This is a genomic window from Microbulbifer agarilyticus (assembly GCF_020171345.1).
Classification (GTDB): domain Bacteria; phylum Pseudomonadota; class Gammaproteobacteria; order Pseudomonadales; family Cellvibrionaceae; genus Microbulbifer; species Microbulbifer agarilyticus_D.
Genome location: NZ_JAIUZM010000003.1, coordinates 322,201 through 344,099, shown reverse-complemented (window position 1 = coordinate 344,099; position 21,899 = coordinate 322,201). Strand labels below are relative to the sequence as shown.

Annotated in this window: 22 protein-coding genes and 3 tRNA genes; 8 read left to right on the top strand and 17 right to left on the bottom strand. The window is 56.2% G+C overall.

The window, feature by feature from the left end; all coding sequences use genetic code 11:
* Positions 1-246 precede the first annotated feature (246 nt).
* The 4 genes from cysC to LCM31_RS11900 all read right to left on the bottom strand — a co-directional run bounded on the left by cysC (position 247) and on the right by LCM31_RS11900 (position 1,426).
* On the bottom strand, positions 247-870 hold the full coding sequence (cysC, locus tag LCM31_RS11915) for an adenylyl-sulfate kinase (RefSeq protein WP_222227938.1): 624 nt from the start codon (positions 868-870) through the stop codon (positions 247-249).
* Between the two features lie 175 nt (positions 871-1,045).
* Positions 1,046-1,121 (bottom strand) — tRNA-His (locus tag LCM31_RS11910).
* 134 nt (positions 1,122-1,255) lie between these two features.
* Positions 1,256-1,332, bottom strand: a tRNA-Arg gene (locus tag LCM31_RS11905).
* A 17-nt stretch (positions 1,333-1,349) separates the two neighbouring features.
* A tRNA-Pro gene (locus LCM31_RS11900) sits at positions 1,350-1,426 on the bottom strand.
* A 258-nt stretch (positions 1,427-1,684) separates the two neighbouring features.
* Here LCM31_RS11900 and folD point away from each other — a divergent pair.
* The 3 genes from folD to LCM31_RS11885 are packed head-to-tail and all read left to right on the top strand — an operon-like array spanning position 1,685 to position 4,296.
* Positions 1,685-2,530 (top strand): bifunctional methylenetetrahydrofolate dehydrogenase/methenyltetrahydrofolate cyclohydrolase FolD, encoded by an 846-nt coding sequence (gene folD / locus LCM31_RS11895; RefSeq protein ID WP_224870368.1) that lies wholly within the window; start codon positions 1,685-1,687, stop codon positions 2,528-2,530.
* Entirely contained in the window at positions 2,523-3,248 is a 726-nt protein-coding gene (gene rsuA / locus LCM31_RS11890) for a 16S rRNA pseudouridine(516) synthase RsuA (protein ID WP_224870367.1), read from the top strand. The genes folD and rsuA overlap by 8 nt, the downstream gene beginning before the upstream one ends.
* A gap of 28 nt (positions 3,249-3,276) precedes the next feature.
* Positions 3,277-4,296 carry a class I SAM-dependent methyltransferase gene (locus tag LCM31_RS11885; RefSeq protein WP_224870365.1) on the top strand — a complete coding sequence of 340 codons (1,020 nt, stop codon included), beginning with the start codon at positions 3,277-3,279 and terminating at the stop codon, positions 4,294-4,296.
* 64 nt (positions 4,297-4,360) lie between these two features.
* Here the strand turns inward: LCM31_RS11885 and LCM31_RS11880 are convergent, their stop codons facing one another.
* The 10 genes from LCM31_RS11880 to LCM31_RS11835 form a co-directional block, all read right to left on the bottom strand.
* Positions 4,361-4,816 (bottom strand): hypothetical protein, encoded by a 456-nt coding sequence (locus LCM31_RS11880; RefSeq protein ID WP_222249490.1) that lies wholly within the window; start codon positions 4,814-4,816, stop codon positions 4,361-4,363.
* Positions 4,817-4,914: 98 nt separating this feature from the next.
* The gene (locus LCM31_RS11875) at positions 4,915-5,667 is read right to left on the bottom strand and encodes a methyltransferase domain-containing protein (RefSeq protein WP_224870363.1); all 753 of its coding nucleotides are present in this window, start codon (positions 5,665-5,667) and stop codon (positions 4,915-4,917) included.
* A 17-nt stretch (positions 5,668-5,684) separates the two neighbouring features.
* On the bottom strand, positions 5,685-6,155 hold the full coding sequence (locus LCM31_RS11870; RefSeq protein ID WP_224870361.1) for a GAF domain-containing protein: 471 nt from the start codon (positions 6,153-6,155) through the stop codon (positions 5,685-5,687).
* Between the two features lie 144 nt (positions 6,156-6,299).
* Positions 6,300-6,752, bottom strand: coding sequence for a hypothetical protein (locus LCM31_RS11865; RefSeq protein ID WP_222249477.1), 453 nt, complete (start codon positions 6,750-6,752; stop codon positions 6,300-6,302).
* A 98-nt stretch (positions 6,753-6,850) separates the two neighbouring features.
* Positions 6,851-10,489 carry an ATP-binding protein gene (locus LCM31_RS11860; RefSeq protein ID WP_224870359.1) on the bottom strand — a complete coding sequence of 1,213 codons (3,639 nt, stop codon included), beginning with the start codon at positions 10,487-10,489 and terminating at the stop codon, positions 6,851-6,853.
* A gap of 21 nt (positions 10,490-10,510) precedes the next feature.
* Complete coding sequence (locus tag LCM31_RS11855) at positions 10,511-11,272, bottom strand: DUF4194 domain-containing protein (RefSeq protein ID WP_224870357.1); 762 nt, start codon at positions 11,270-11,272, stop codon at positions 10,511-10,513.
* Entirely contained in the window at positions 11,265-12,698 is a 1,434-nt protein-coding gene (locus tag LCM31_RS11850) for a Wadjet anti-phage system protein JetA family protein (protein WP_224870355.1), read from the bottom strand. The genes LCM31_RS11855 and LCM31_RS11850 overlap by 8 nt, the downstream gene beginning before the upstream one ends.
* Positions 12,699-12,724: 26 nt before the next feature.
* Positions 12,725-12,913 carry a DUF3012 domain-containing protein gene (locus LCM31_RS11845; RefSeq protein ID WP_224870353.1) on the bottom strand — a complete coding sequence of 63 codons (189 nt, stop codon included), beginning with the start codon at positions 12,911-12,913 and terminating at the stop codon, positions 12,725-12,727.
* Between the two features lie 58 nt (positions 12,914-12,971).
* Positions 12,972-14,345: a cysteine--tRNA ligase gene (gene cysS / locus LCM31_RS11840; protein WP_224870351.1), complete on the bottom strand. Its 1,374-nt coding sequence runs from the start codon at positions 14,343-14,345 to the stop codon at positions 12,972-12,974.
* 9 nt (positions 14,346-14,354) lie between these two features.
* Entirely contained in the window at positions 14,355-16,028 is a 1,674-nt protein-coding gene (locus LCM31_RS11835; protein WP_224870349.1) for a glutamine--tRNA ligase/YqeY domain fusion protein, read from the bottom strand.
* A gap of 163 nt (positions 16,029-16,191) precedes the next feature.
* Between LCM31_RS11835 and LCM31_RS11830 the strand changes: the two genes are divergently transcribed.
* The 3 genes from LCM31_RS11830 (at position 16,192) to LCM31_RS11820 (ending at position 18,699) form a co-directional block, all read left to right on the top strand.
* Positions 16,192-16,701: a peptidylprolyl isomerase gene (locus LCM31_RS11830; protein WP_224870347.1), complete on the top strand. Its 510-nt coding sequence runs from the start codon at positions 16,192-16,194 to the stop codon at positions 16,699-16,701.
* A gap of 29 nt (positions 16,702-16,730) precedes the next feature.
* A complete protein-coding gene (locus LCM31_RS11825) occupies positions 16,731-17,459 on the top strand; it encodes a UDP-2,3-diacylglucosamine diphosphatase (RefSeq protein WP_224870345.1) in 729 nt (242 codons plus the stop codon).
* A gap of 76 nt (positions 17,460-17,535) precedes the next feature.
* A complete protein-coding gene (locus LCM31_RS11820) occupies positions 17,536-18,699 on the top strand; it encodes a saccharopine dehydrogenase family protein (RefSeq protein ID WP_224870343.1) in 1,164 nt (387 codons plus the stop codon).
* A gap of 45 nt (positions 18,700-18,744) precedes the next feature.
* On the opposite strand, the gene LCM31_RS11815 is transcribed toward LCM31_RS11820, so the two are convergent.
* On the bottom strand, positions 18,745-19,215 hold the full coding sequence (locus tag LCM31_RS11815; protein WP_224870340.1) for a DUF3429 domain-containing protein: 471 nt from the start codon (positions 19,213-19,215) through the stop codon (positions 18,745-18,747).
* A gap of 64 nt (positions 19,216-19,279) precedes the next feature.
* Between LCM31_RS11815 and LCM31_RS11810 the strand changes: the two genes are divergently transcribed.
* The gene (locus LCM31_RS11810) at positions 19,280-19,540 is read left to right on the top strand and encodes a DUF3081 family protein (RefSeq protein ID WP_224870338.1); all 261 of its coding nucleotides are present in this window, start codon (positions 19,280-19,282) and stop codon (positions 19,538-19,540) included.
* Positions 19,541-19,564: 24 nt separating this feature from the next.
* Here LCM31_RS11810 and miaE read toward each other — a convergent pair whose 3' ends face one another.
* Positions 19,565-20,188 (bottom strand): tRNA-(ms[2]io[6]A)-hydroxylase, encoded by a 624-nt coding sequence (miaE, locus tag LCM31_RS11805; RefSeq protein WP_224870336.1) that lies wholly within the window; start codon positions 20,186-20,188, stop codon positions 19,565-19,567.
* A 233-nt stretch (positions 20,189-20,421) separates the two neighbouring features.
* Between miaE and LCM31_RS11800 the strand changes: the two genes are divergently transcribed.
* Positions 20,422-21,366, top strand: coding sequence for a hypothetical protein (locus tag LCM31_RS11800; RefSeq protein WP_224870334.1), 945 nt, complete (start codon positions 20,422-20,424; stop codon positions 21,364-21,366).
* A gap of 15 nt (positions 21,367-21,381) precedes the next feature.
* On the opposite strand, the gene LCM31_RS11795 is transcribed toward LCM31_RS11800, so the two are convergent.
* The gene (locus LCM31_RS11795) at positions 21,382-21,849 is read right to left on the bottom strand and encodes a DUF1289 domain-containing protein (RefSeq protein ID WP_224870332.1); all 468 of its coding nucleotides are present in this window, start codon (positions 21,847-21,849) and stop codon (positions 21,382-21,384) included.
* Positions 21,850-21,899 lie beyond the last annotated feature (50 nt).

The window sequence follows — 21,899 nt, the reverse complement described above, 5'->3', positions numbered from 1 at the left end:
TTACGGGCACAGCAACAGTATATGTGGCGCGGGGAAAAGCGTTGGCCGGTTGGCGGGCGAGTTAACTTGAAGAAATTTGGAAGAAAACAACCGTTTAAGAATTAAACGGAATGTACAAAAATGCGGGAGAAATAGAAGTTTATGCCCCGAGGTATCGCAGCAATGCCATACCTCAGGCAAGCGGCATGGCGGCACATTACCCTACGACCGTGTCGTCACAGTAATGTGCACCACAGCGTCACATCATTAGACGATAATACCGCGCTCTTGCAGAGACTTAATGACTGCCTCGACCTCGTCTTCCAGGGTCATCTGGTCGGTACGCAAATGCAGCTCAGGGCTTTCTGGGGCTTCGTATGGATCGTCGATCCCGGTAAAGCCGCGGATTTCTCCGGCGCGAGCCTTCTTGTACAGACCTTTCGGGTCGCGTTCTTCCGCCGCCTCCAGGGAACAGTCAATAAACACTTCCATGAATGGCAGGTCGCCCTCTTCATGCACTTTACGCACCATCGCGCGATCTTCCGCGTAGGGGCTAATAAAGCTGCTTAGGACCACAACACCAGTGTCCGCAAACAACTTAGAGATTTCGCCGACACGGCGAATGTTTTCCTGGCGGTCTTCTGCGGAAAAGCCAAGGTTAGAGTTGATACCCAGGCGAATGTTATCGCCGTCGAGACGGTAGCTCAGTACGCCACGAGCAGTCAGCGCCTTTTCCACGGCAACCGCGACGGTACTCTTACCGGAACCAGACAGGCCAGTGAACCACAGAGTCACGCCCTTATGACCCAGCATTGCTGCACGGTCGCCACGGTTTACCTCGCCGTCGTGCCAATGCACGTTGGTTGCCTTACGCTCGACTACTTCAGTCACTGTATTCCCCTAACTTTTAAAGATTAAATTCGGCGGGTCCTCTGCCGAAACACAAAACTGGCGCGCATTATCCTAGATCGCCCCAGTCCAGGTAAAGGCAAGTGCTAGAACAATCCGGGCCCAAAACCAAAAAACCCGGCATATAGCCGGGTTTCGGGACCTAACGGTCAAAATATGGGGTGGCCGACGGGGATCGAACCCGCGACCTCAGGAGCCACAATCCTGTGCTCTACCAACTGAGCTACGGCCACCATAATGCAGTATCAGTGTCTTGTGGCAACACTGTCTCGCCCATCTGCTGTGCAAATGAGCCGGGATAGTCCTGCGACCAAAAGCTCGCTATGGTCCACCACTAGTCTGCCGAGTTCGCTGCCATTGGTAGGAATGGCACGCCCGGCAGGACTCGAACCTGCGACCATCCGCTTAGAAGGCGGATGCTCTATCCAGCTGAGCTACGGGCGCATAGAAACCCGGAAAATTGGTCGGGGCAGAGGGATTCGAACCCCCGACATCCTGCTCCCAAAGCAGGCGCGCTACCAGACTGCGCTATGCCCCGATACTGTCCCGAGGAGTTGCCCCCCCGTTTGAGTGCGCGCATATTACTTGCGCCCCTCGAGGGTGTCAACGCCGCTAAGCCATTATTTTTAAAGTAGTTTAGCCTTTCATCAAACTGGCTGCCGAATAGCTGACCAGATAGGGAAAATATTCGCGGCTTGTGCGAAAATGCCGCCCCTTTATTAAGCTTCTAACTCCTACACCCACGAGCCCGCCACTTCGCACCGGCGGAGCTCTCTGCTCAGGTTGAGAAAAATCTATGTCAGCACTGGTTCTGGACGGCAAGGCCCTTGCCCAGAAAACCGAAGAAGAACTGTCTGCCCGTGTCGCGGCCATGAAAGACAAAAGTGGCGGCCAGACTCCGATCCTCGCCACCATTCTGGTGGGCGACGATCCCGCTTCTGCGACTTATGTAAAGATGAAAGGCAATGCCTGCCGTCGTATCGGTATGGATTCGCTGCAAGTGGAGCTCCCCTCCTCTACTACCACCGAGCAACTGCTGGCCAAGATCGAAGAGCTCAACAGCAACCCGAATGTACACGGTATTCTTCTTCAGCATCCGGTGCCGGAACAGATTGACGAGCGCGCCTGCTTTGACGCTATTGCACTGGAGAAAGATGTCGACGGCGTGACCTGTCTCGGATTTGGCCGCATGGCGATGGGTGAGGAAGCGTACGGCTGCGCCACCCCGAAAGGCATCATGCGCCTGCTGGAAGCCTACAATATCGAACTTGAAGGCAAGCACGCCGTCGTCGTTGGCCGCAGCCCCATCCTGGGCAAACCAATGGCCGCCATGCTGCTGAATGCCAATGCGACGGTGACCATCTGCCACTCCAGAACCCAAGATCTGGCCGAGCATATCCGCCGCGCTGACATCGTAGTAGGCGCCGTAGGCCGCCCAGAGTTTATCAAGGCCGAGTGGATCAAAGATGGCGCCGTGGTTGTGGACGCTGGCTACCATCCCGGTGGTGTGGGCGATATTGAGCTGGGCCCACTGGTTGAGCGCGCATCCGCCTACACACCGGTGCCCGGCGGCGTTGGCCCCATGACCATTAACACCCTGATTTACCAATCTGTCGATTCCGGTGAGAAGAAGATTGGCTAAATCCACCTCGAAAACCTCCGCGACACTGCGTCTCGACAAGGCGATCAGCCAGGTCACCGACCTGTCGCGGGCTGAAGTAAAAAGAGCGGCACGCCAGGAACGCATCACCGTCAACGGAAAGACGGTGACAGACCCTGCCAGCAAGGTGGATGTTGCTGACGCGCTTTGTCTGGACGGCGAGCCGCTCGGCGCGGCCGGCCCGCGCTACTTTATGCTGAATAAACCGCTGGGCTACGTCTGCGCGACGAAAGACGGGGAGCACCCCATCGTGCTGGATCTGTTGGACGAGCCAAATTTGCAAAAGCTGCATATTGCCGGACGTCTGGATATCGATACGACAGGGCTGGTGCTGATCACCGATGACGGCCAGTGGTCGCACCGAATCGCCTCGCCTCGCCATCAATGTGCGAAGACCTACTACGCACACTTGGCGGAACCAATTGCCGACGATGCGGTAGACAAGTTTGCCAAGGGGATCTGGCTGAATAACGAGAAGACTCGCACCAAGCCGGCCAAGCTCGAGATTCTTTACCGCAATGAGGTACGCATCACCATTACCGAAGGGCGCTACCACCAGGTAAAACGCATGTTTGCAGCGCTAGGGAATCGGGTATTAGAGCTGCATCGCGAGAGCATCGGTGACATCGCGTTGGATGAGATGCTGACCGAAGGGGAATACCGCCCGCTTACCCCGGAAGAAGTCGCCAGTATCGGCTGACTCAGCAAGAAAAAACCAAAGCCCGCCTATGTCTACCCTGCTTTCCCAACTGCTGAGTAACAGTGATAACGACACGCTGTGGATCGCCGATGAAAATAGCAAAGTCCTGCTGAAACCCGGGCTGCACTTTCGCGGCATCCTGCTCAGCAATCGCTGGGATATCGTTCATGCCGCAGAGCAGATTGGCATTTCTGCACTTTTTTCCGACTTTGATCTGCCTGCAACTGAAAATACGTTCTCGCGCATTGTGTACCCAGTATCCAAGGAAAAGGCTGCGGTACACCACGTGATCAACACTGCGGCCGAACACCTTCAAGAGAATGGCGAACTAATCCTGATTGGCAGCAAGAACAGCGGAATCAAAACCTACGCCCAAAAAGCTGCGCAGAGATTTGGCGGGGGGAAAAACCTGCAGAAGCATGGCACAGAATATTCCAGCCACAACCAGCTGAATCGCGATGCAAAACTTGGCGCAGCCCTAGACGATTCCAACTACCGCGCTCTGCGCAAGCCGGATTCGCTCGATGGTCTATTCAGTAAACCTGGCCTGTTTGGCTGGAACAAGATTGATGTGGGCAGCGCCCTGCTCGCACAGCACTTTTCCGAGCACTTGCCCAAGCCTCCATTCAACGCACTGGACCTGGGTTGCGGCTTTGGCTACCTGAGCGTTCAGCTAGCTCAGCTGGCACCCCACACGCAAATTGTTGCCACGGACAACAACGCCGCAGCCTTATTGGCGTGCCAGAATAACTTTGATCTACACGGAATTAAGGGAGAGGTGATTGCTGGCGACGCTGGCTCGCAAGTCACCAGTGCCAGCGTAGATATAGTGATCTGCAATCCACCATTCCATCAGGGCTTTCAGGTGGAAGGCGATCTCACAGATCGTTTTCTTGCCGACGCAGCGAGAACGCTTAAATCCGGTGGATCGGCCCTTTTCGTGGTGAACGAATTTATTCCGCTCGCGCGAAAAGCCGAGGGACTGTTTCGCGAAGTTACTTTACTGGAAAAAGCCAAAGGATTTTGTGTATTTCACCTGACCAAATAAAGTCAGCGTCCGGAGCCAATCCACGCGCTATTCCCCGCGCCACTCCCCGACAAAACGCACTCGGTCAATAATCGCGCAGGTTATATAAATTTACAGAAAGTGTATGCTCTTCGAGCTGCTCGAGCTCCAGCAAACGCTCTAAGGTTCGCTTCGCGGTGGGCGTATCGGCGATTAAAAGCAAATCCCGATACTGGTCCGAAAGGTACATCTCGATGTCCATCGCCACCTGCCCAATGGCCTCAACGTCAGAGATGTCGATGTTGCGCAACCGTTGCAGCAGCTCTGGCTCCCGTCCCTCTGGAGCAAACTGCACCCAGGTGCGCAAAGCCCCCTCTCCCACATCCTCGCGAAAGTTCTCCAACGTATGGCTCATCGAAACTTCGCGTCGCTTGAGTTGATCGAGCAACAAACTGGCCCGTTCGTCGGCAGAAAGTAATTCAAATTCCGCGTACTGGCGGCCCAATTTTTGGTGGAACTCCCTTCCCTCCTGAATCACATCTTCCAAGGTCTTGTAACGCATCAATTGGTCCCGGGAAAATAACTGACTAAATTCAGTATAGACTCAAGGATCAATAGCCCGCCAACTCAATGCGCACATTAATAAGGCGAAAAACGGACTTAGCGGAGAGGACGAATACGGGCATCCAATTTGCGCGCTGGATTGCCCGGGTTAAGTGCGGCGGGAGCATGCAGTTTGAGATCTTTGCGATCCAGGGGAATCCGGCTAAAAACGCCAATACAGTTTTCATACTCCGGATGTTCGAGGGTCCAGCACCCGCTGGCTGGCGCCAATTGTGCGCCGATCAAGGGTGTTCGCCAGCCACTGTCCAGTAATTCGCGACGAGACGCGAAGTTGCTGACCACCATGCCCGCAGGCCCCACAAGCGCGAGAATCGCCTTACACCAATCCGGATCAGCGGCGATTGCACGTTGAGCTTCGCCATCAACATGCCCAAACAGGTCATCGACTACCAGGTCAAACGGCGCCCCATCGCCGGCGGCAAGGTCAGAAACCGCCGTGCGGGCATCCGCGCAGACCAGCTCGACATCGCGCACCTCGAAAAAGCGTTTCGCGACGGAGAGGTGCACCGGATCAATATCCACACCAAGGATTTGGCTCGGGGAGCAATAGGTCTGCAGCAACCGGATCAAGGCACCACCTCCCACACCCAGTAGCAGCACCCGTTTTACCTGTTCAGGGGGCAGAAAAAACGCCGGGAGAAGTAGCAGCTCCCATAGAGAACCTTTTAGCGGATCACGAGGGTTCCACTGGGTGTGGAACACCCCATTGGTGTAGAGGCGCACGGTCGCACCATGGGTACGCACTTCATAGCGGTTACCATCGCGCTGCTGCTGCCAAATAACCGCCATCCCTGAGCGCCCGGCCTTTAAGCCGCGGGCAAGTCGGAGTGTTCAAGCAGTACGCGGGCAAATGCCTCAATCCCAGCCAGATCCTGCTCGGTAAAGCGAGCAATCAACGGGCTATCGATGTCCAGCACACCAATACAGCGCTCGCCGTTATACAGGGGGACAACGATTTCGGATGCCGAAACCGCATCACAGGCGATATGCCCGGGGAAGGCAAGGACGTCTTCGACAAGTTGCGACTGGCCGGTCTTAACGGCGGTACCGCACACTCCCGCACCAACCGCGATACGGGTGCAAGCCGGCTTGCCTTGGAAAGGACCGAGACGCAGCTCGTCACCATGCAGGAAATAGAAGCCCGCCCAGTTGATGTCAGACATCTCGAGAAAGAGTAGCGCGCTGGCATTAGCGGTATTTGCCAGCCAATCGCGCTCTCCCGTTAGCAGACCAGCCAGCTGGGCAGAAAGAGACTCATAAAACGCGGTAACACTCATAGCGAATTCCAGACTCAGAAAACCAAAAGCCCGCTTTGGCAGCGGGCTCGGAAAAATCTATGGGTAATTATAAGGACACCAACAAATCCGGCAAAGCGAGCTGTTTGCAGTCGCTCTCGGTCGCCAACTTGTGGGCACCAACTTCTACTGATAGGGGTCTGCGGGCGATACAGAATCGTCACTGCCAGCCTGAGCTTCGTACACTTCGGCATCAACCGTGGGCTTGGCCCACTCGCCATCGTCGCCGGGCTCACCCCGACCACGGATTGCCGGCGCGCTCGCTGTTACATCGCCGGCAAAAACGCCGCGACCTTGCTGGGCAGAGTCTGCTTGCGCCACAGGGCGTGTTTTGACCGGCTCATTCTTCAGTACACGACTGGCGACGGCATTCAAATTTGGGCGGCGGCGCTCCGCCAGCTTTACGGATTCAAGCTCGGCGTTCAGGCGCTTGATCTCCGCCTGCATGTCACCCACTTTGGCCTGTAAGTCCGTGATCTGGGACAGAACCCCTTTCACTTTACGACTTTCCTGTTCATACAGCACAGCAGCGCCACCAAAGGCCACCACAAAGACCAACAAAATCGAAAATTGACGCATACAAGCCTCCCCTGCTCATAGCTTTATTGTTCAAACTAATGGACAAATACTACCTGAATTGGGGGTATGTTCCGTGAACTGCCGTCTAAAAATCAAGTTCAAACAGTGACCGGCTCTTCCAGCATGTCCAAAAACTCAAGGCTGGCTTGCTGGCGTATCGTATGCCGGTGGTTGGCCCACAGTTTGGCGATTTTTTCCTGGTTGCATACTTTTCGATCGACATACACCCGAGTGTTCAGCTCACCAATGGGTTTGGGACTCGGGCACTTGCTGAATACGAACTGGTTTGAAATCAGGTCCATAAACGGACCGGACTTACTGCTGGGCATGATAAACAGCAGCTGCAGCCCCAGGGTCTCCGTCAGGTAGCGAATGACTTCGCGAGAGCGCGATTCGTCCATCTTCGAGAAGGCTTCGTCCACCAATACCATCTTCAGGTGACTGTTGCCGTCATTGAAGCGGAAGGCCGAGGTCACCGCGGCGGAACGAATAATGTAGGCCGGGGTTTCCAACTGGCCGCCGGAACCGGTGCCGTACTGGCTCAGTGCGATAGGCTCCTTGCCCTGCGGCTCCTTGTAGATCTCGTAATTGCGATAGTTGCGATAATCACTGATGCGGTCAAGCTCACGCCGCGCTACCTGTTCGTCCTCACTCAGCAACATATTCAGCAGCTTGTCGCGTACCTGTTGGTGCTTCTGCGACAGATCAGCATCAAACAGGCTCTGCTCTTCACCGAGATTAGGCAGTTCGATAACCGCCTTGAAGAAGCCCCAGTACTCTTTGAATTCAGGCACCCAGCGGTAGTCGAAGCGGAAGCGCTCCCGGTCAGCACCAAAGCGGTGATGCTCAAGTTCGAGGTTGAGATCATCCAGTACCCGCTTACCGTCATTAATCGACTGGTAAATCGCATGGCAGAGGTGGGTGACGAAAGTGGTGTTGAACGACTTCTTCAGCCCCTGCAATTGCTCGTGGCGGTCTACCAGCAAGTTGTTCTTGAGGCGATTGCGCAATGCCGTCACCTGCTCGACCAGCTGGCACACCAGCTTAAACTGCGACTCGTCATGGCCCGCGGCAAAATCTGGATCAAACGACAGGGTGTCGCCGGTGCTACAACTTGCGTTGTAGTCCATCACTGCCTTCAATAACTGATGGCTGTATTTCTGCAGTAGCCCACGCCATTCCGCGACATCCTGAGAAAAATCGAAACCGTCGTCTGCTTGCGCAGCCTGTTGATCCGCCTGTTGCAGCACCGAGTCAGTATCGAAATCCGGGGTAATCTGGGCAATGCGCTGCACCGCAGCCTCGCAGTCCGTCAGCGCCTCATCGAGCTGATCAAGCTGGGCCGAGAGCGCCTGCAGTTGCCGCGCAATACCGTCCAGATTTGATTCCAGCTTGCCGGCCAGCTTCTGCAGGCTGGCACCCTGCTGGCGCTCCGCCTCAAGCTGTTCGTGTAAGGTGTTGGCTTGCTGCTCCAGCTCCACCCCGTCGTCCAGGTCGAGGTTCGACAGCGCCTGCTCCGCATTGCGCCCTTGGCGCTGCGCATCCAGTGCGGCATCGACCGATTCCAGCAGCGACAGGCTGGACAAACTGCGTACAGCCTGGGACAGCTTGCGCAGCTGTTGCTGCTGCTCGCTGATCACACCAGCCTCTTTCAGCAGCTGCTGCAATGCACGCTCCTGTGCTGCCAGCGCCCGGGCACGTGCGCCCTGGCCGAATACCAGATCACTGTCGTCGATGTCACAGCGCCACATGCTGTAGTTGCCGCTGGCCAGTCCCTCGGAGGTCAGGCCACGACGGGTGCCCTTGAGCTCTGCCGTATCCCGCACCTGCAGAACACTGCCGTAGGAAGCACGCAGGTAATATTCCGCGGTCTTGTGGCTGAACGACATCAACTCAACAATAGAGCCCTTTTGCGCATCCAGTCGCTCCGCATCCCGCCGCGCCTTATCCCCCTGGATAACCCGTGCGCGGTTGCTGCGCCCGGGCATATTGCGCACCACACGGATGGCATCCGCCTCGAAATCCGGCTCAACAATAATCGAGAAGCGCGCACCACCCAGATAGCCCTCAATTGCCATCTGCCAGCGCTCGTCGAGGACTTCGACAAAGTCGCACAACACCTGTGGTTCAGCCTGCGGGCACTGCTCGCGAATCGCCACCAGTGCCTGCTCTACATATTGCGGATACCGCACCCGATTTGACTGCAGGTGCTGAATGCGCGATTCCTGGCCGTGCAGCTGCTTCTGCATTTGTTGCACTTTCAGCTCACCGCGGGATACCAAGTCATTCACTTGGTCGCGCAACGTGACTTCACCCGGCTCCGCACCGGTCATCTGCTGCACAAAACGATTCTGCTGGGCCTCAGACTTGGCGACGGTTTCGCGCAGGGACTCCTGCGCGAACAGGTCAATCCAGTCTTTGCCGAGCAGGCCATCAAGCGTGGGCAATGGCTCACCGCGGGCCACGGCCTTCAGCGATTTCACCAGCGCCCCATCGCTGAATGCAGGAATCTCCAGTGACACCGAAGTCGTGCTTAGAAGAGAGAGCAACTCTTCCGCCGCAGTCTGATTCGAGGCGAACAGTTTCTGCTGGGCGGCAAGCGGCGATGCCAGCGAAGACAAAATACGATTTGCCTGGGCAATCTTTTGATCCAACTCATCCTTGCTGCGCAGCGCAGAGATGCCCTGACGCTGCGCCTGAATGGCGACCAGCTGTTCGCTTAAATGCCGGGTGCGCGCCTCGGACTGCACAATTTCCTGACCAGTCCGCTCCAGCTCCGCCCGGGTTTCTTTCTGTCGGTTTTTGCCTTCCAGATAGGTTTTCTGTACACGCAGCTGCTGGTGCTTGGCCTGCAAGTATTCCTGCACCCGCAGTTGCAGCCACTGCTCGGTATACAGGTCTGCCGACTCGGCAATACGCGCAAGCGCACCCACGCGATCGACAATCTCCCGCGCTTCCTGCTCCATGCCATGAATGGTTTTCATCAACTCGGAGACAGAGCGAATGGCATCACCGAGATCACGCTTTTCCAGTACTTCCTGCGCGACAAAGTCGTTGATGCTCTTTACCGGCTTGTAAGCCATAAAGTTGGCGAAGGTGCGCGCGGCATGGGTGGCCTCCCGATCGGGAACTGCATCTTTGCGACCACGCAAAGCGCCGTATAGGCGACGCAGGTAAGCTTTCTTTTTGTCGTACTGTTCGACCTTGCCAAACTGCTTGCTGATTACGCCGTAAAACTTGTCGAGCGGCAGCAGGTGTTTGCCATCTTTGTACTCTTTAATAAAGTCACCCATCGCCAGCTGCTGGCCGGGGATGACAAAGAACTTCAAATTATCCTGACGCGCCTGGGCGGGCTTGGAACTGGTATCCAGATGGGCGCGGATCGCCATGATCGCGGTAAACGGCTCGCCCTCCTCGCCCTCGGTCGGAAAGAAATTGCCCGCGATATAGCAATCGGTGGGGTGCAGCCGCGCGTAGCTGCCGTCGTCACAACCCAGCACATAGGATGCGAGTGTACGCACCTGTTTACCGCCGCGGCCGCGCTGGGTGGTCTCGTCCTGGCCGGGATTGAAGGTGAACAGGGTATCGTGTGCGGCCGTCATTAACGTCTGAATCGCATCGGCAGCCGTGGTTTTACCGGAGCCATTGCCGCCGGAGAACAGGTTGATCGGGCCGAAATCGTATTCCAGCTGGGGGATATTGCCCCAGTTGATCAGAATGAGTTTTTTCAGAAACATGCGTTTCGTTCGCTCACTATTTTATTGTTGCGAATCAGCAAAGAGGCTGTGCTCTTCACTGGCAGGCGTAATGCGCTGAATGTCATCCTTGCTCTCTTTAGGTGTAGCAGGCCCCTGCGCGTCCGCAGCTGGTTCCGCCGCTGATTCCACAACCGGGGGCTCACTCTCCAGTAGTTGAGCCAGTGCTGCTTCACTCACAAACTGCGCAATAGTCGGCCGCACTCTCAGCAGGGCTTCCGCACCAGCATCGTTGTCGTCCCCATTGAACTGGATCAAGCGCAGCTGGCGCAGCTTCTTCAACAGCTGCTTGCGCTCTGCCAACTTGTCCGGCAGCGACATTTTGAGCAAGTTGCGTAAACCAAGCTCGAGGGCTTCGAGGGTCAGTGCAACACAACCCTGGTCATCAACCTGCCCTTCCCGCAACGACTTGTCGTACTCGACACGCAACACAAGAATCGCGGCGACTTCCTGTTGCGAAAGACGCGCGCGAAAACCGCCATGGTGCGGCTCGTCCTGATCCGGCATGCTGGGGACTTCGGCGCCCGGCGGATAGACACGAATGAACTGGAAACGGCTGTCGTGCTGCAGGCGCAAACCCAGTGGTGCGATCCAATCGCGGATCAACTGCTCGCAGCGCTGAAAGCGATCGTAAAGTAGCGTTTCAACGTTACTTTCATCTCGGCAGATAACACCGTAATCCAGCAGGCGTACCAGCAGCTCGGAAAATTCATTGCGGGTCAGGCGGCACTGCGCCAACGCCTCATCTAGAGCCTGTTCAATCACGGTTTTTCAACTCAAGTGTGTATTCATCGAAAGACTGGAAATAATCATTGCTCGCGGTTTCACCGGAAAAGGTCACTTCCACAAAGGGGCCGGTGCCATCCTGCGAGACGGCCGCGGCTTCCAGCGCGTGACTCATGGCTAGCAGGTCACGCGCGTTGGATAGCGGAAGGTCGCGGCTGTGTACCCGCTGCCCGCTACCGAGAGCGTTTGCCAAGTAGGTTTTGAGATCACTGCTGTTGAAATTGAATGCCTGATCCAGCAGCTGCTGCAGGACGATGCCTCGCTGACTTTCGTCGTCAATCGGTGCTTCATCCTCTACCAAGGTATTCACTGGCTGACGGCGGCTGCGCTGCCACAATTGGGTATGTTTTGGATCGAACACGCGTAACTGAAAACTGGCGAGATCATCGCCGAGGCTGGCGAGCAGCGCATCACGCCGGTCGCTCGTACCCAGTTCCTGACACAAATCCGTGAATGCACCCTCGGTGGTGCTTTGCAGGTAACTGAGCTGGCGAATAATAATTTCTGCGCGTTTGGTAAACCCTTGCAGGGCCTGACGCAGTGCCGGCAACTTAACTTCACAGGCGCGACGCATACGATCTTCGATGGTGTCGAGCATCAACCACAAAACGGACTGCCCCTCGACAAAGAGCTCGGGCAATTGCTGGCGCAAGCGCTGTTCCCATTCCGCTTTTTGTGCGCTGTCTTTGCGGCGTATCTGACCGATTACCCGGCTGATACTATCGCGATGTTTCTCCACACTATCCGCAGAAAGACGGATCGCCAGATCTGGCTGGAAGCGGCTCTCCATAAACGAAAAGAATTCGTCGGTCGCCTGCTGCACCAGAATGTGTGCTTCGACCTCACGCACCATCTCCCGCTTGCGCTCCTCAAGCTCAGCGATCATATCGGTGAAGTCGGCAACGATTCGCTCGGAATACTCCCAGGCATCGATCAGATCGTAGATCTCACCACGGCTAGCAAAAGCATCCAAGGCGTTAAGCGTATTACGGGTGTTGCGATGGCGGGTGCGCACGCGGGTACTGTTTAGTTCTACCAGCGGTTGCGTAAACAGGCGGCCGCGACGACTGAACGGGTAAGACACGGTGAGTGTGGCGGAATCCACCAGCTTCTCCAGCCAGCCAAACTCCACCAGGCTATTCAGCACCCATATGGATTGTTCGCGCAGGCCGCGAAAGCGTCCCTCGGATTCGGCACCTCCCTCGCCGTCGCTGTCGAGCTGCGGGGCGCGTGTCAGCGCTTCCGAAAAGATTTCCAGAATCTGCTCGCGGTTCAGGGATTCACCGTAATCCGCCTTGGCAGTATACAGGCGCTCGTATAACAGACGCAGACACTCCACCACCTGCTCACGGTACTTACCGGTAAGCGGGCGGAAGAAGTGCTGGCAGGAATCGACAAAAAACAACGGACGGCTTCCGTATCAAGCGTCGCTTAATTTTCGTCTGGTTTTTGGTTCAGTACGCAGTACTTGGTGTAGTCGCCGGCGTCCTTGAAGCTCCAGTCGCCCTTCGGCGTTTCGTCCATCTTTTTACACCAGGCATCGGAACCGCGCTTGGGTTCACAGGCCGCAAGCAGAAAAACAGCGGACACAAGAGCAGCAATAGTGAGGATGTTTTTCATGGTCGTTTTATCTCTAATTGTTCTTTCGTTCTTGTTCTGATCTACAAGCCAGCGCCGCTTACTCGCGGCGCCACTTGGTGCCCTCGCGGCTGTCTTCCAGTACGACGCCTTTGGCTTTGAGTTCCTCACGGATCTCATCTGCACGGGCAAAATTTTTGTCCTTCTTACTTTGCTGGCGCTCGGAAATCAACGCTTCGATCTCTTCCTCACTGATGGCATCACCACCACGGGATTGCTTAAACCAGGCTTCCGCGTCCATCTGCAAAATACCGAGCATCTCACCCGCGGCAAGCAGCTGGCCTTTCAATGCGGGTTTTTCAGCTTCTGCGGCCTTGTTCAGGTCTCGCGCCAGCTGATGCAGCGCACTGATCGCAATGGGCGTATTCAGGTCATCATGCAGGGCCTGGGTAAACGCAGTACCTTCCAGATTGGCCGCGGATGCGGTTACCGACTGAGTTTCACGCAAGGCGCCATACAGGCCATCCAGCGTGCGCCACGCCTGATCGAGCAGATCGGCGCTGAAGTTCAATTCCGAACGGTAGTGCGCCGACAGCAGAGCAAAGCGCAGAACCTCACCGGGGTACTGCTCCAGCAGATCATTGACCATACGGAAGTTGCCCAGCGATTTGGACATCTTCTCGCCGTCGATATTTACATAGCCGTTGTGCATCCAGTAACGCACAAAATCCACACCATTGGCGCAGCAGCTCTGGGCGCGCTCGTTTTCATGGTGCGGGAAGGTTAGGTCACGGCCACCACCATGGATATCGATGGTTTCACCCAGGTGCTTTTTGATCATCGCCGAGCACTCAAGGTGCCAGCCCGGGCGACCACGCCCCCAGGGGCTATCCCAACCGGGCTCTTCCTCGGAAGACGGTTTCCACAGTACAAAATCACCGGCGTACTTTTTGTACGGCGCGACTTCAACCCGGGCCCCGGCCAGCATATCGTCCAGGGAACGCTTGGACAGCTTGCCGTAATCGTCCATAGACTCTACCGCGAACAGGACGTGGCCTTCCGCGGCGTAGGCGTGGCCCTTTTCGACCAGCGCCTCGATCATCGCGATCATTTCAGGCAGGTGCTCGGTGGCATATGGCGTGACATCCGGCTGAAGGGTATTCAGCGCAAGCATATCTTCGAAGTACGCCTGTGCGAATCGCTGGCTTAACGCAGTGATTTCTTCACCGTTATCCCGCGCCGCCTTCATGATTTTGTCGTCAATATCAGTGATATTGCGCGCGTAGACCACATCGCTGTACAAACTTTTCAGCACCCGATAGAGGGTGTCGAACACCACCGCAGGACGGGCATTACCGATGTGCACCCGGTTGTACACGGTAGGACCACATACGTACATACGCACGCGATCTTCCTGGATGGGTGTAAAGACTTCTTTTTCACCTGAAAAGGTGTTGTAGATCTTGAGAGACATCTCTATCCGCTACTTACTCTGTTCTTTGGCCCAGCTGTCGCGCAGGCCAATGGTACGGTTGAATACCGGCTTTTCCGCCGAGCCGTACTTGCTGTCGCGACAGAAATAGCCGTTGCGCTCGAACTGGTAGCCTTTTTCCGCCTCTGCCTGAGCGAGGCCGATTTCCGCCTTACAACCGGAGAGTATCTGCAGGTTGTCCGGATTTACTGACTCGAGGAAATTTTTGCCACCCGCATCCGGCGCCTCTTCGTTGAACAGGCGGTCGTACAGGCGCACTTCGCAATCAACGTTGTTGTCCGCAGACACCCAGTGGATCACACCCTTTGGCTTCACACCGTCGGCCGGGTCCTTGCCCAGGGTGTCCAGATCAACGGAACACAGCACTTCGACGATTTCACCGGCGTCGTTTTTGACCACTTCGTCGGCCTGGATGACATAGGCGTTGCGCAGACGAACTTTCTTGCCGAGCACCAGACGCTTGTATTTCTTGTTGGCTTCCTCGCGGAAGTCTTCCTGTTCGATATACAGGGTCTTGGTGAACGGCAGTTCCCGTGCAGGCAAGTCGTCACGCACCGGGTGGCCCGGGGCACTCAGCATTTCCTGCTGCCCTTCCGGATAGTTGGTGAGGGTCACCTTGAGCGGCGCCATGACACACATGGCGCGGGGCGCATTCTTGTCCAGGTCGTCGCGAATGGCGTACTCGAGCATGCCCACATCCACGGTGGAGTCAGAACGGGTAACACCAATCATTTCACAGAACTGGCGAATCGCCGCCGGCGTCACACCGCGACGACGGAGACCGGAAAGGGTCGGCATGCGCGGATCGTCCCAGCCATCGACGAAGCCTTCGTCCACCAGCTGCTTCAGCTTGCGCTTGGACACCACGGTGTAGTTCAACTGCAGACGGGCGAACTCGTACTGGCGCGGACGTGCCGGCACCGGCAGGTTCTCGATAAACCAGTCGTAGAGCGGTTTGTGGTCTTCAAACTCGAGGGTACAGATGGAATGGCTGATACCTTCGATCGCATCGGACTGGCCGTGGGCGAAGTCGTAGCTCGGGTATACGCACCATTTATCACCGGTCTGGTGGTGCGCCATCTTCTTGATGCGGTAAATGATCGGGTCGCGCAGGTTAATGTTCGGCGCAGCCATATCAATCTTGGCGCGCAGGCTGCAGCTACCCTCGTCAAATTCACCAGCGGTCATACGCGCGAACAGGTCGAGGTTCTCTTCTACGGAACGATCGCGGTAGGGGCTGTTTTTGCCCGGCGCCTTCAAGGTGCCGCGGTACTCACGCGCCTCTTCCGGAGAGAGATCACACACGTACGCCTTACCCTGCTCGATAAGAGAAATCGCCCACTGGTGCAGCTGATCGAAATAGTCCGAGGTATAACGTGCGTCCCCAGCCCAGTCGAAGCCAAGCCAGGATACGTCGCGCTTGATTGCGTTAACGTATTCCTCTTCTTCCTTGGCCGGGTTGGTGTCGTCAAAACGCAGGTTGCATTGACCACCAAACTCTTTCGCCAGGCCAAAATTCAAACAAATGGATTTGGCGTGGCCGATATGCAGGTAGCCATTGGGCTCCGGCGGAAAACGGGTGGTTAATTGATCAACCCGACCCTCGGCCAGGTCTTCACGAATGATGTTCTGTAGAAAGTGAGCGGGCTTGCTCTCGGATGTCATAGCTTTCTCTATATACAGCTGTACAAACTAAGCGGCGGATTATACCCCAGATGCGGGTTTACGCATGGCTTTTCATTTCCCGGGCACCGACTACCTGAGTCGCTTGCGTCGGTCTGTGAACAGAGTATCATGCCGCCCCTAACCGACCCGGACAGGACAATTTATGATCACTCTGCACACCACTCACGGCGACATCGCTCTGGAACTGGACTTTGACAAGGCCCCCAAAACCGCGGCCAATTTCCTCCAGTACTGCCGTGACGACTTCTACACCGGCACTATCTTTCACCGCGTGATCAACAACTTCATGATCCAGGGCGGCGGCATGACCCCGAACATGGACCAGAAGCCCACACGCGACGCTGTAGAAAACGAAGCAGACAACGGCCTGAAGAACGACACTGGCACTGTGGCAATGGCCCGCACCATGAACCCGCACTCCGCCACCGCTCAATTTTTCATCAACGTGAACGACAACGACTTCCTGAACTTCCGCTCAAAAGATGCGCAAGGCTGGGGCTACTGCGTATTCGGCAAAGTCGTTGACGGCATAGACGTGGTCAACAAGATCAAAGACGTTGCCACCGGCAGCAACGGCTTCCATCAGGACGTACCGCGCGAAACCATCGAAATTACCGGCGTAACCATTTCTGACGCCTACGCCGACAAGTAATCACCTCAGATCAAGGGCGGAATCATCCAGTGGCCAGCTATCTCATCTCAGACCTGCATCTGGACGAGTCCCGCCCGGACATCACCCGGGCCTTTTTTGACTTCCTCAAGGGGCCCGCGGCCGATGCGGACTCGCTCTACATTCTCGGCGACTTCTTCGAAGTATGGATCGGGGACGACGACGATGCACCACTGGTTGAAGAAGTTGCCCAGCAACTCCGCACCTATTCGCAAAGCGGACCGACGCTCTACCTGATGCACGGCAACCGGGACTTCTTGCTCGGGGAAGACTTTGCCCAGCGCTGCGGCGCCACCCTGCTCCCAGACCCAAGCGTCGTTGAACTGGCCGGCAAGCCGGTACTGCTAATGCACGGTGACAGCCTGTGCACACGAGACCAGGAATACATGGCATTTCGCCAGCAGGCACGCAATCCCGCGTGGCAACAGGCGCTGCTGAGCAAATCACTGGAAGAGCGCCGCCAGATTGCCGAACAGATTCGCGCCGCGTCCAAGTCCATGAACAGCCTAAAAGCCGAAGACATCATGGACGTGACACCGGAAGAAGTGGTGAAGGCTCTCGAAGAGCACAACTGCGACACCATGATTCACGGCCACACACACCGCCCCCACCGCCACCAACTCACCGTAAACGGCGAAGCGGCCGAGCGCCTGGTGCTGGGCGACTGGGGCAAGCTAGGCTGGAGCATTAAAGCAGACGAAAACGGGTTGGACCTGATCCACTGGCCCATCACCCCCTAGCCCCTCACCCCTTAGCCTGTTACCTTAGAGACCACTACTAGAACAAAAAAACGCGCCAAGGATCAGGAGCGAATCATTGTCTGCACAACATGCGATCCGCAAACGAGTGCTTATTTTGGGTGGTTACGGCACCTTTGGCAGCCGCATTGCTGAAATGCTGGCCAGCGTGCCATCAGTACAGATCCTGATTGCTGGCCGCGACCAACTCAAAGCCTCCCTGCTCGCCAACCGATTGCAACAGCAATTCCCCCAAACCGTGTTTGTCGGCCTTCGCCTGGACCTCAACTCGATCAATTTTTCCGCGCAAATTCGCGGCCTAAATCTCGACGTCGTGATCCACTGTGCCGGGCCATTCCAGGGGCAGGACTACCAGGTGGCCCGCGCCTGCATTGAACACAAGGTGCACTATCTCGACATCGCCGATGGCACGGACTTTGTCACCAACTTCGAAACGCTGAATAGCAACGCCGCCAACGCCGGTATTTGCGCGGTAGCCGGCGCAAGCAGCCTGCCCGCACTTAGCTCAGCCGTACTAGGGGTACTCACAGAACAATTCGACTCGATCAGCGATATCGACATTGCTATTGCCCCTGCACACAGGATCCACCGCGGGCTCGCCACGGTACGCTCCGGTCTGGATGCACTGGGCAGCGAGTTCAATATCATTCGAGAGGGCCGCACATATCGCACCTATGCCGGTGCAGAGCCCCGAAAAGTCCACCTCGGGCATCCGGTCGGCACTCGGCACGTGTGCGATTTCAATATTCCAGACCTCAAGCTAATCCCCCCTCTGTGGCCCAATCTACGCAACCTCCGCTTTGGCACCGGCGTGCAACCTTGGGCGCTGCAAGACGGTTTAAGCTGGTGCGCAAAATTCGCTCACACAGTGAAACAACGCTCGACGAATTGGCACCGTCCATGGTTCGCCAAATGGGGACATAAGCTAGCAGCCTGGTGGCCGGGAGGCTCACCACATGGTGGCATGACAATTGAAGTTCACGGAGAGACACAGAAAAGACCAGCAACAGCCCGCTGGCAAATACTGGGCCTGAATGGCGATGGCCCATGGATACCCGCAGCACCCGCCGCCGCGCTCGCCCGCAAGCTACTCACCAACGACGGCTGCCCGAGCTATTTACAGGGCGCCCAGCCGTGCTGGCAGCTCATCACCCTGCAAGAAATTCTGCAGGAACTTACGCCCTATTCCGTAATCACGGCAACACAAACGCCCGCGCAATAACCGAACGAGACTCGACAAAAAAACGCTCGCGCCGCCACAGCCCCACTACCCACCAGAAAAACTGAGCAACACCATCAGAACATGGCAAGCGACGACCAAATAGGTCACCCGTGTGCGCGTGTGAAAATAACTTCTTAGTTCGCGCCGATTTGGCTTTAGATAAGCCTCCGCGCGCTCCACAAACACGTAACACAGCAGCAATAGCGGCAAGCCGACCGGCGTCCGATAAAGCAGCAGTCCGATCCACCCCAACAGGCAAATCCCATTACTAAGGTACATCAACGTACTGCGTGCCGGATGATTCGACACGTTCAACGCCCCACCCCACCATACTCCACACAGGAAACTTAAAATGGCACAGCTGTAGGCCGCGAACAGTAAACGTCCATCGAGATAGCCTAAGGAAACATCCGCCCACCGCATCCACAAGCCGAGCACGAATGGAAACACGCCAAGATAGGCAAGGCGATTGAACCAATGAAGCGAAAGGGCTGTAGATTCGTGGCTGGATGGCATTGTCGGTTCTAAGCTGGATGGCAGAAACGCGCATTAAAGCTTAGACAAGGCCCTGGAGAACGGAATGGAGCTTGAACAAAAAATCGACGTGAAGCAGGCACTACGCGTATTCAACCGCATCACCCAAGAAGGCAAAAAAACGGACGACGGCTGGCAGTTCCACGGCCTCACTGCCAGCACCGATTTCGACGGCTATACGGTGTTTTTACGCTCAAACCGTGTAGAGCTGACGATATTCTTTCACAACAAGTTTAAGGTGGAGTGCAGCAACGCCCTGGACCTCGACGACTTCGTCGAGCTGCTGAAAAAGCTCGACCCCGATTGAAACCGGGGAGCCCTATCAGACTGATCAGACCCGCTGGGGAACACCACTGTGGAAACGAAACTCTTCGTCCCCACTCTCAACCAAGTCGCGCTCGACCTGCAACAACGCCTGCACACGCGGAGCAATATCTTCCGCAACGGCCTCCTGCGCAAGGGTCAGGTAATCTTTGAAATGACGAGCTTCCGACTTCAACAGTGACAGGTAGAACTTCTGCAGCTCCTCGTCCAGATGCGGCGCAATACGCGCAAAACGCTCGCAGGAACGCGCCTCGATGATCGCACCACAGATCAGGGTATCCACCAGGCGACCGGGCTCCTCGCGGCGTACATGATCGCGTAAACCGGCGGCGTAACGGGATGCCTTGACGTGCGGATAGCGGATGCCGCGCTTTTTCATAATGGAGATCACCTGCTCAAAGTGGCGTAACTCTTCTCGAGCCAGACGCGACATCTTGTTCAGCAGTTTGAAATTATCCAGGTAGCGGAACATCAGGTTCAGCGCGGTTCCGGCCGCCTTTTTCTCACAGTTTGCGTGATCAATCAGCATCATTTCCGGCTCCGCCAAGGCAGCCTGCACCCAGGCATCAGGTGTTCCACACAGCAGAAACTCGTGGATAGCGGTGAGATCCGGAACGGGGGTAGTACTCATAACAGAACCAATGAACAACAACAGGCGCCACCAGGGCGGATTAGCGCGCGCATTATAACGCCCCTCCCCCGACTTTTGGTGACCATTGCTACGAAGTGCAGATTTGGCCGTGCGACATTCGCTGCATCATTTGATAACGACTTATTAAGTGGATTAAAATTTGAAGTAATAGATACGCGCAGAGTTTTGCGACCATAAGGTCATCTAGCCGCCAGCCACAAATGGAGCTTCCAATGACAGAGCATGCTATCGCCAGTAGCAACCAGCAATTTGAAGCGCAGTTGGCGGAAGTCCTGGGACAAATGCACGCGCGGGCAGACAGACTCGCGCAAAGTCTGTTCGAGCTACAGAAGGCGACACATCCGTGGCAGAGTTACCTGCTACAACCAGGTTTCGCAACCGAAGCAGCGGAACGATTAGGAGCCACATTCGACAGCCCTTTCACCCTCGCTGGGGCGCTATTTGCCAATCTGGATTATGGTGAACAATACTTGCCCGGCGACGCGCGCAATACGCTGCAGATTCCAGGCTTACTGGCGGTCCCCGCAGAAACCATCGCGCTAGCGCAGGAACTGAACGCCAGCAAAGTGAAATTTCAGCAGCTCACCGCTGCCATCAAGGAATCTCTTTCCCCTCGCCCCGCGCTGGAACGCGATCGCCTGTTACGTGACATGTTAGGTAACGCCGGTTTTTCCAGAGCGCACCTGCGGCAATGCTACCGACAGATACTGCTCTGCCCGGAGCGACCGGATGCCGTGGCACTCAGCTGGATCAAGGCGCGAAAGTCTATCCGCAAGGTCAACGTGGCTTGGTGCGAGAAAAAACTGGTTCAGCTGGACCCACAGGGACAAGATCCAGGCATTCAGTATCAGCGACAGTTACTCGCCGGGCTACACAAAAGCCAGCATAACAGTTTGCGCCAAATACAAATGCAAAGCCGCCCCAACCTGCAAGTGGCCGAGATTTTTCGGGACAAACAAGAGGAATACCGACAGGTTGGCTATGCCGCCATGCCGGTATTGGTGAAAAGTGAGGGCGACCGCACCCTGCCGGAATTTACTCGCGTGGATCACAACCCACCGCTCAGTCAGCGCCGCACCCGGCGGGATTTACGTATTGAAAAGACCCCGTTTCTGGCAGCACTCAGGGTGCACTTGGTAAGCGACAGTCCCAACTGACTGAGCATATTTGGATCAACCCACCTGTACCGCCAAGCCTGGCGCCACAAAACGCTGATAGTAGGCCACTGACAACGCAAAGAAGTCGTCATCGATGCGCTGGCGCACCTCCACCAGCGGCATTCCTCGCGATACCGGAGTTAACGCCAGGCCATAGTCGGCAGGGTCTTCAATTTGGCTGGCGCCGGCACGCAACAGTTCAAAGACCCAGCAATATGGGCTTTGATCTTCATTGAAGCGGATTTGCTGATGGCGCAGCTGTGCAAGCAGCAGGTTCTGGTCGACGATTTCCAGCTGACTGCGCACCGCATTAGCAAGATAGCCGTCACGACGCTCGGCGATGATTCGGCGCTGCTCTTCCGAGTAGGCATTCCAGTCGATCACCTCGTGGGCGAACCGCTTGCAGCCCCGACACACATTATCGCCAATGCCGGTGGAGCAGACGCCAATACACGGTGTACGCACTTTCTTATAGATCGCCATGAAGCGAAAATACCTCTCCTGCCGGCCGCACTCTTGAGAGTGACGCAAAA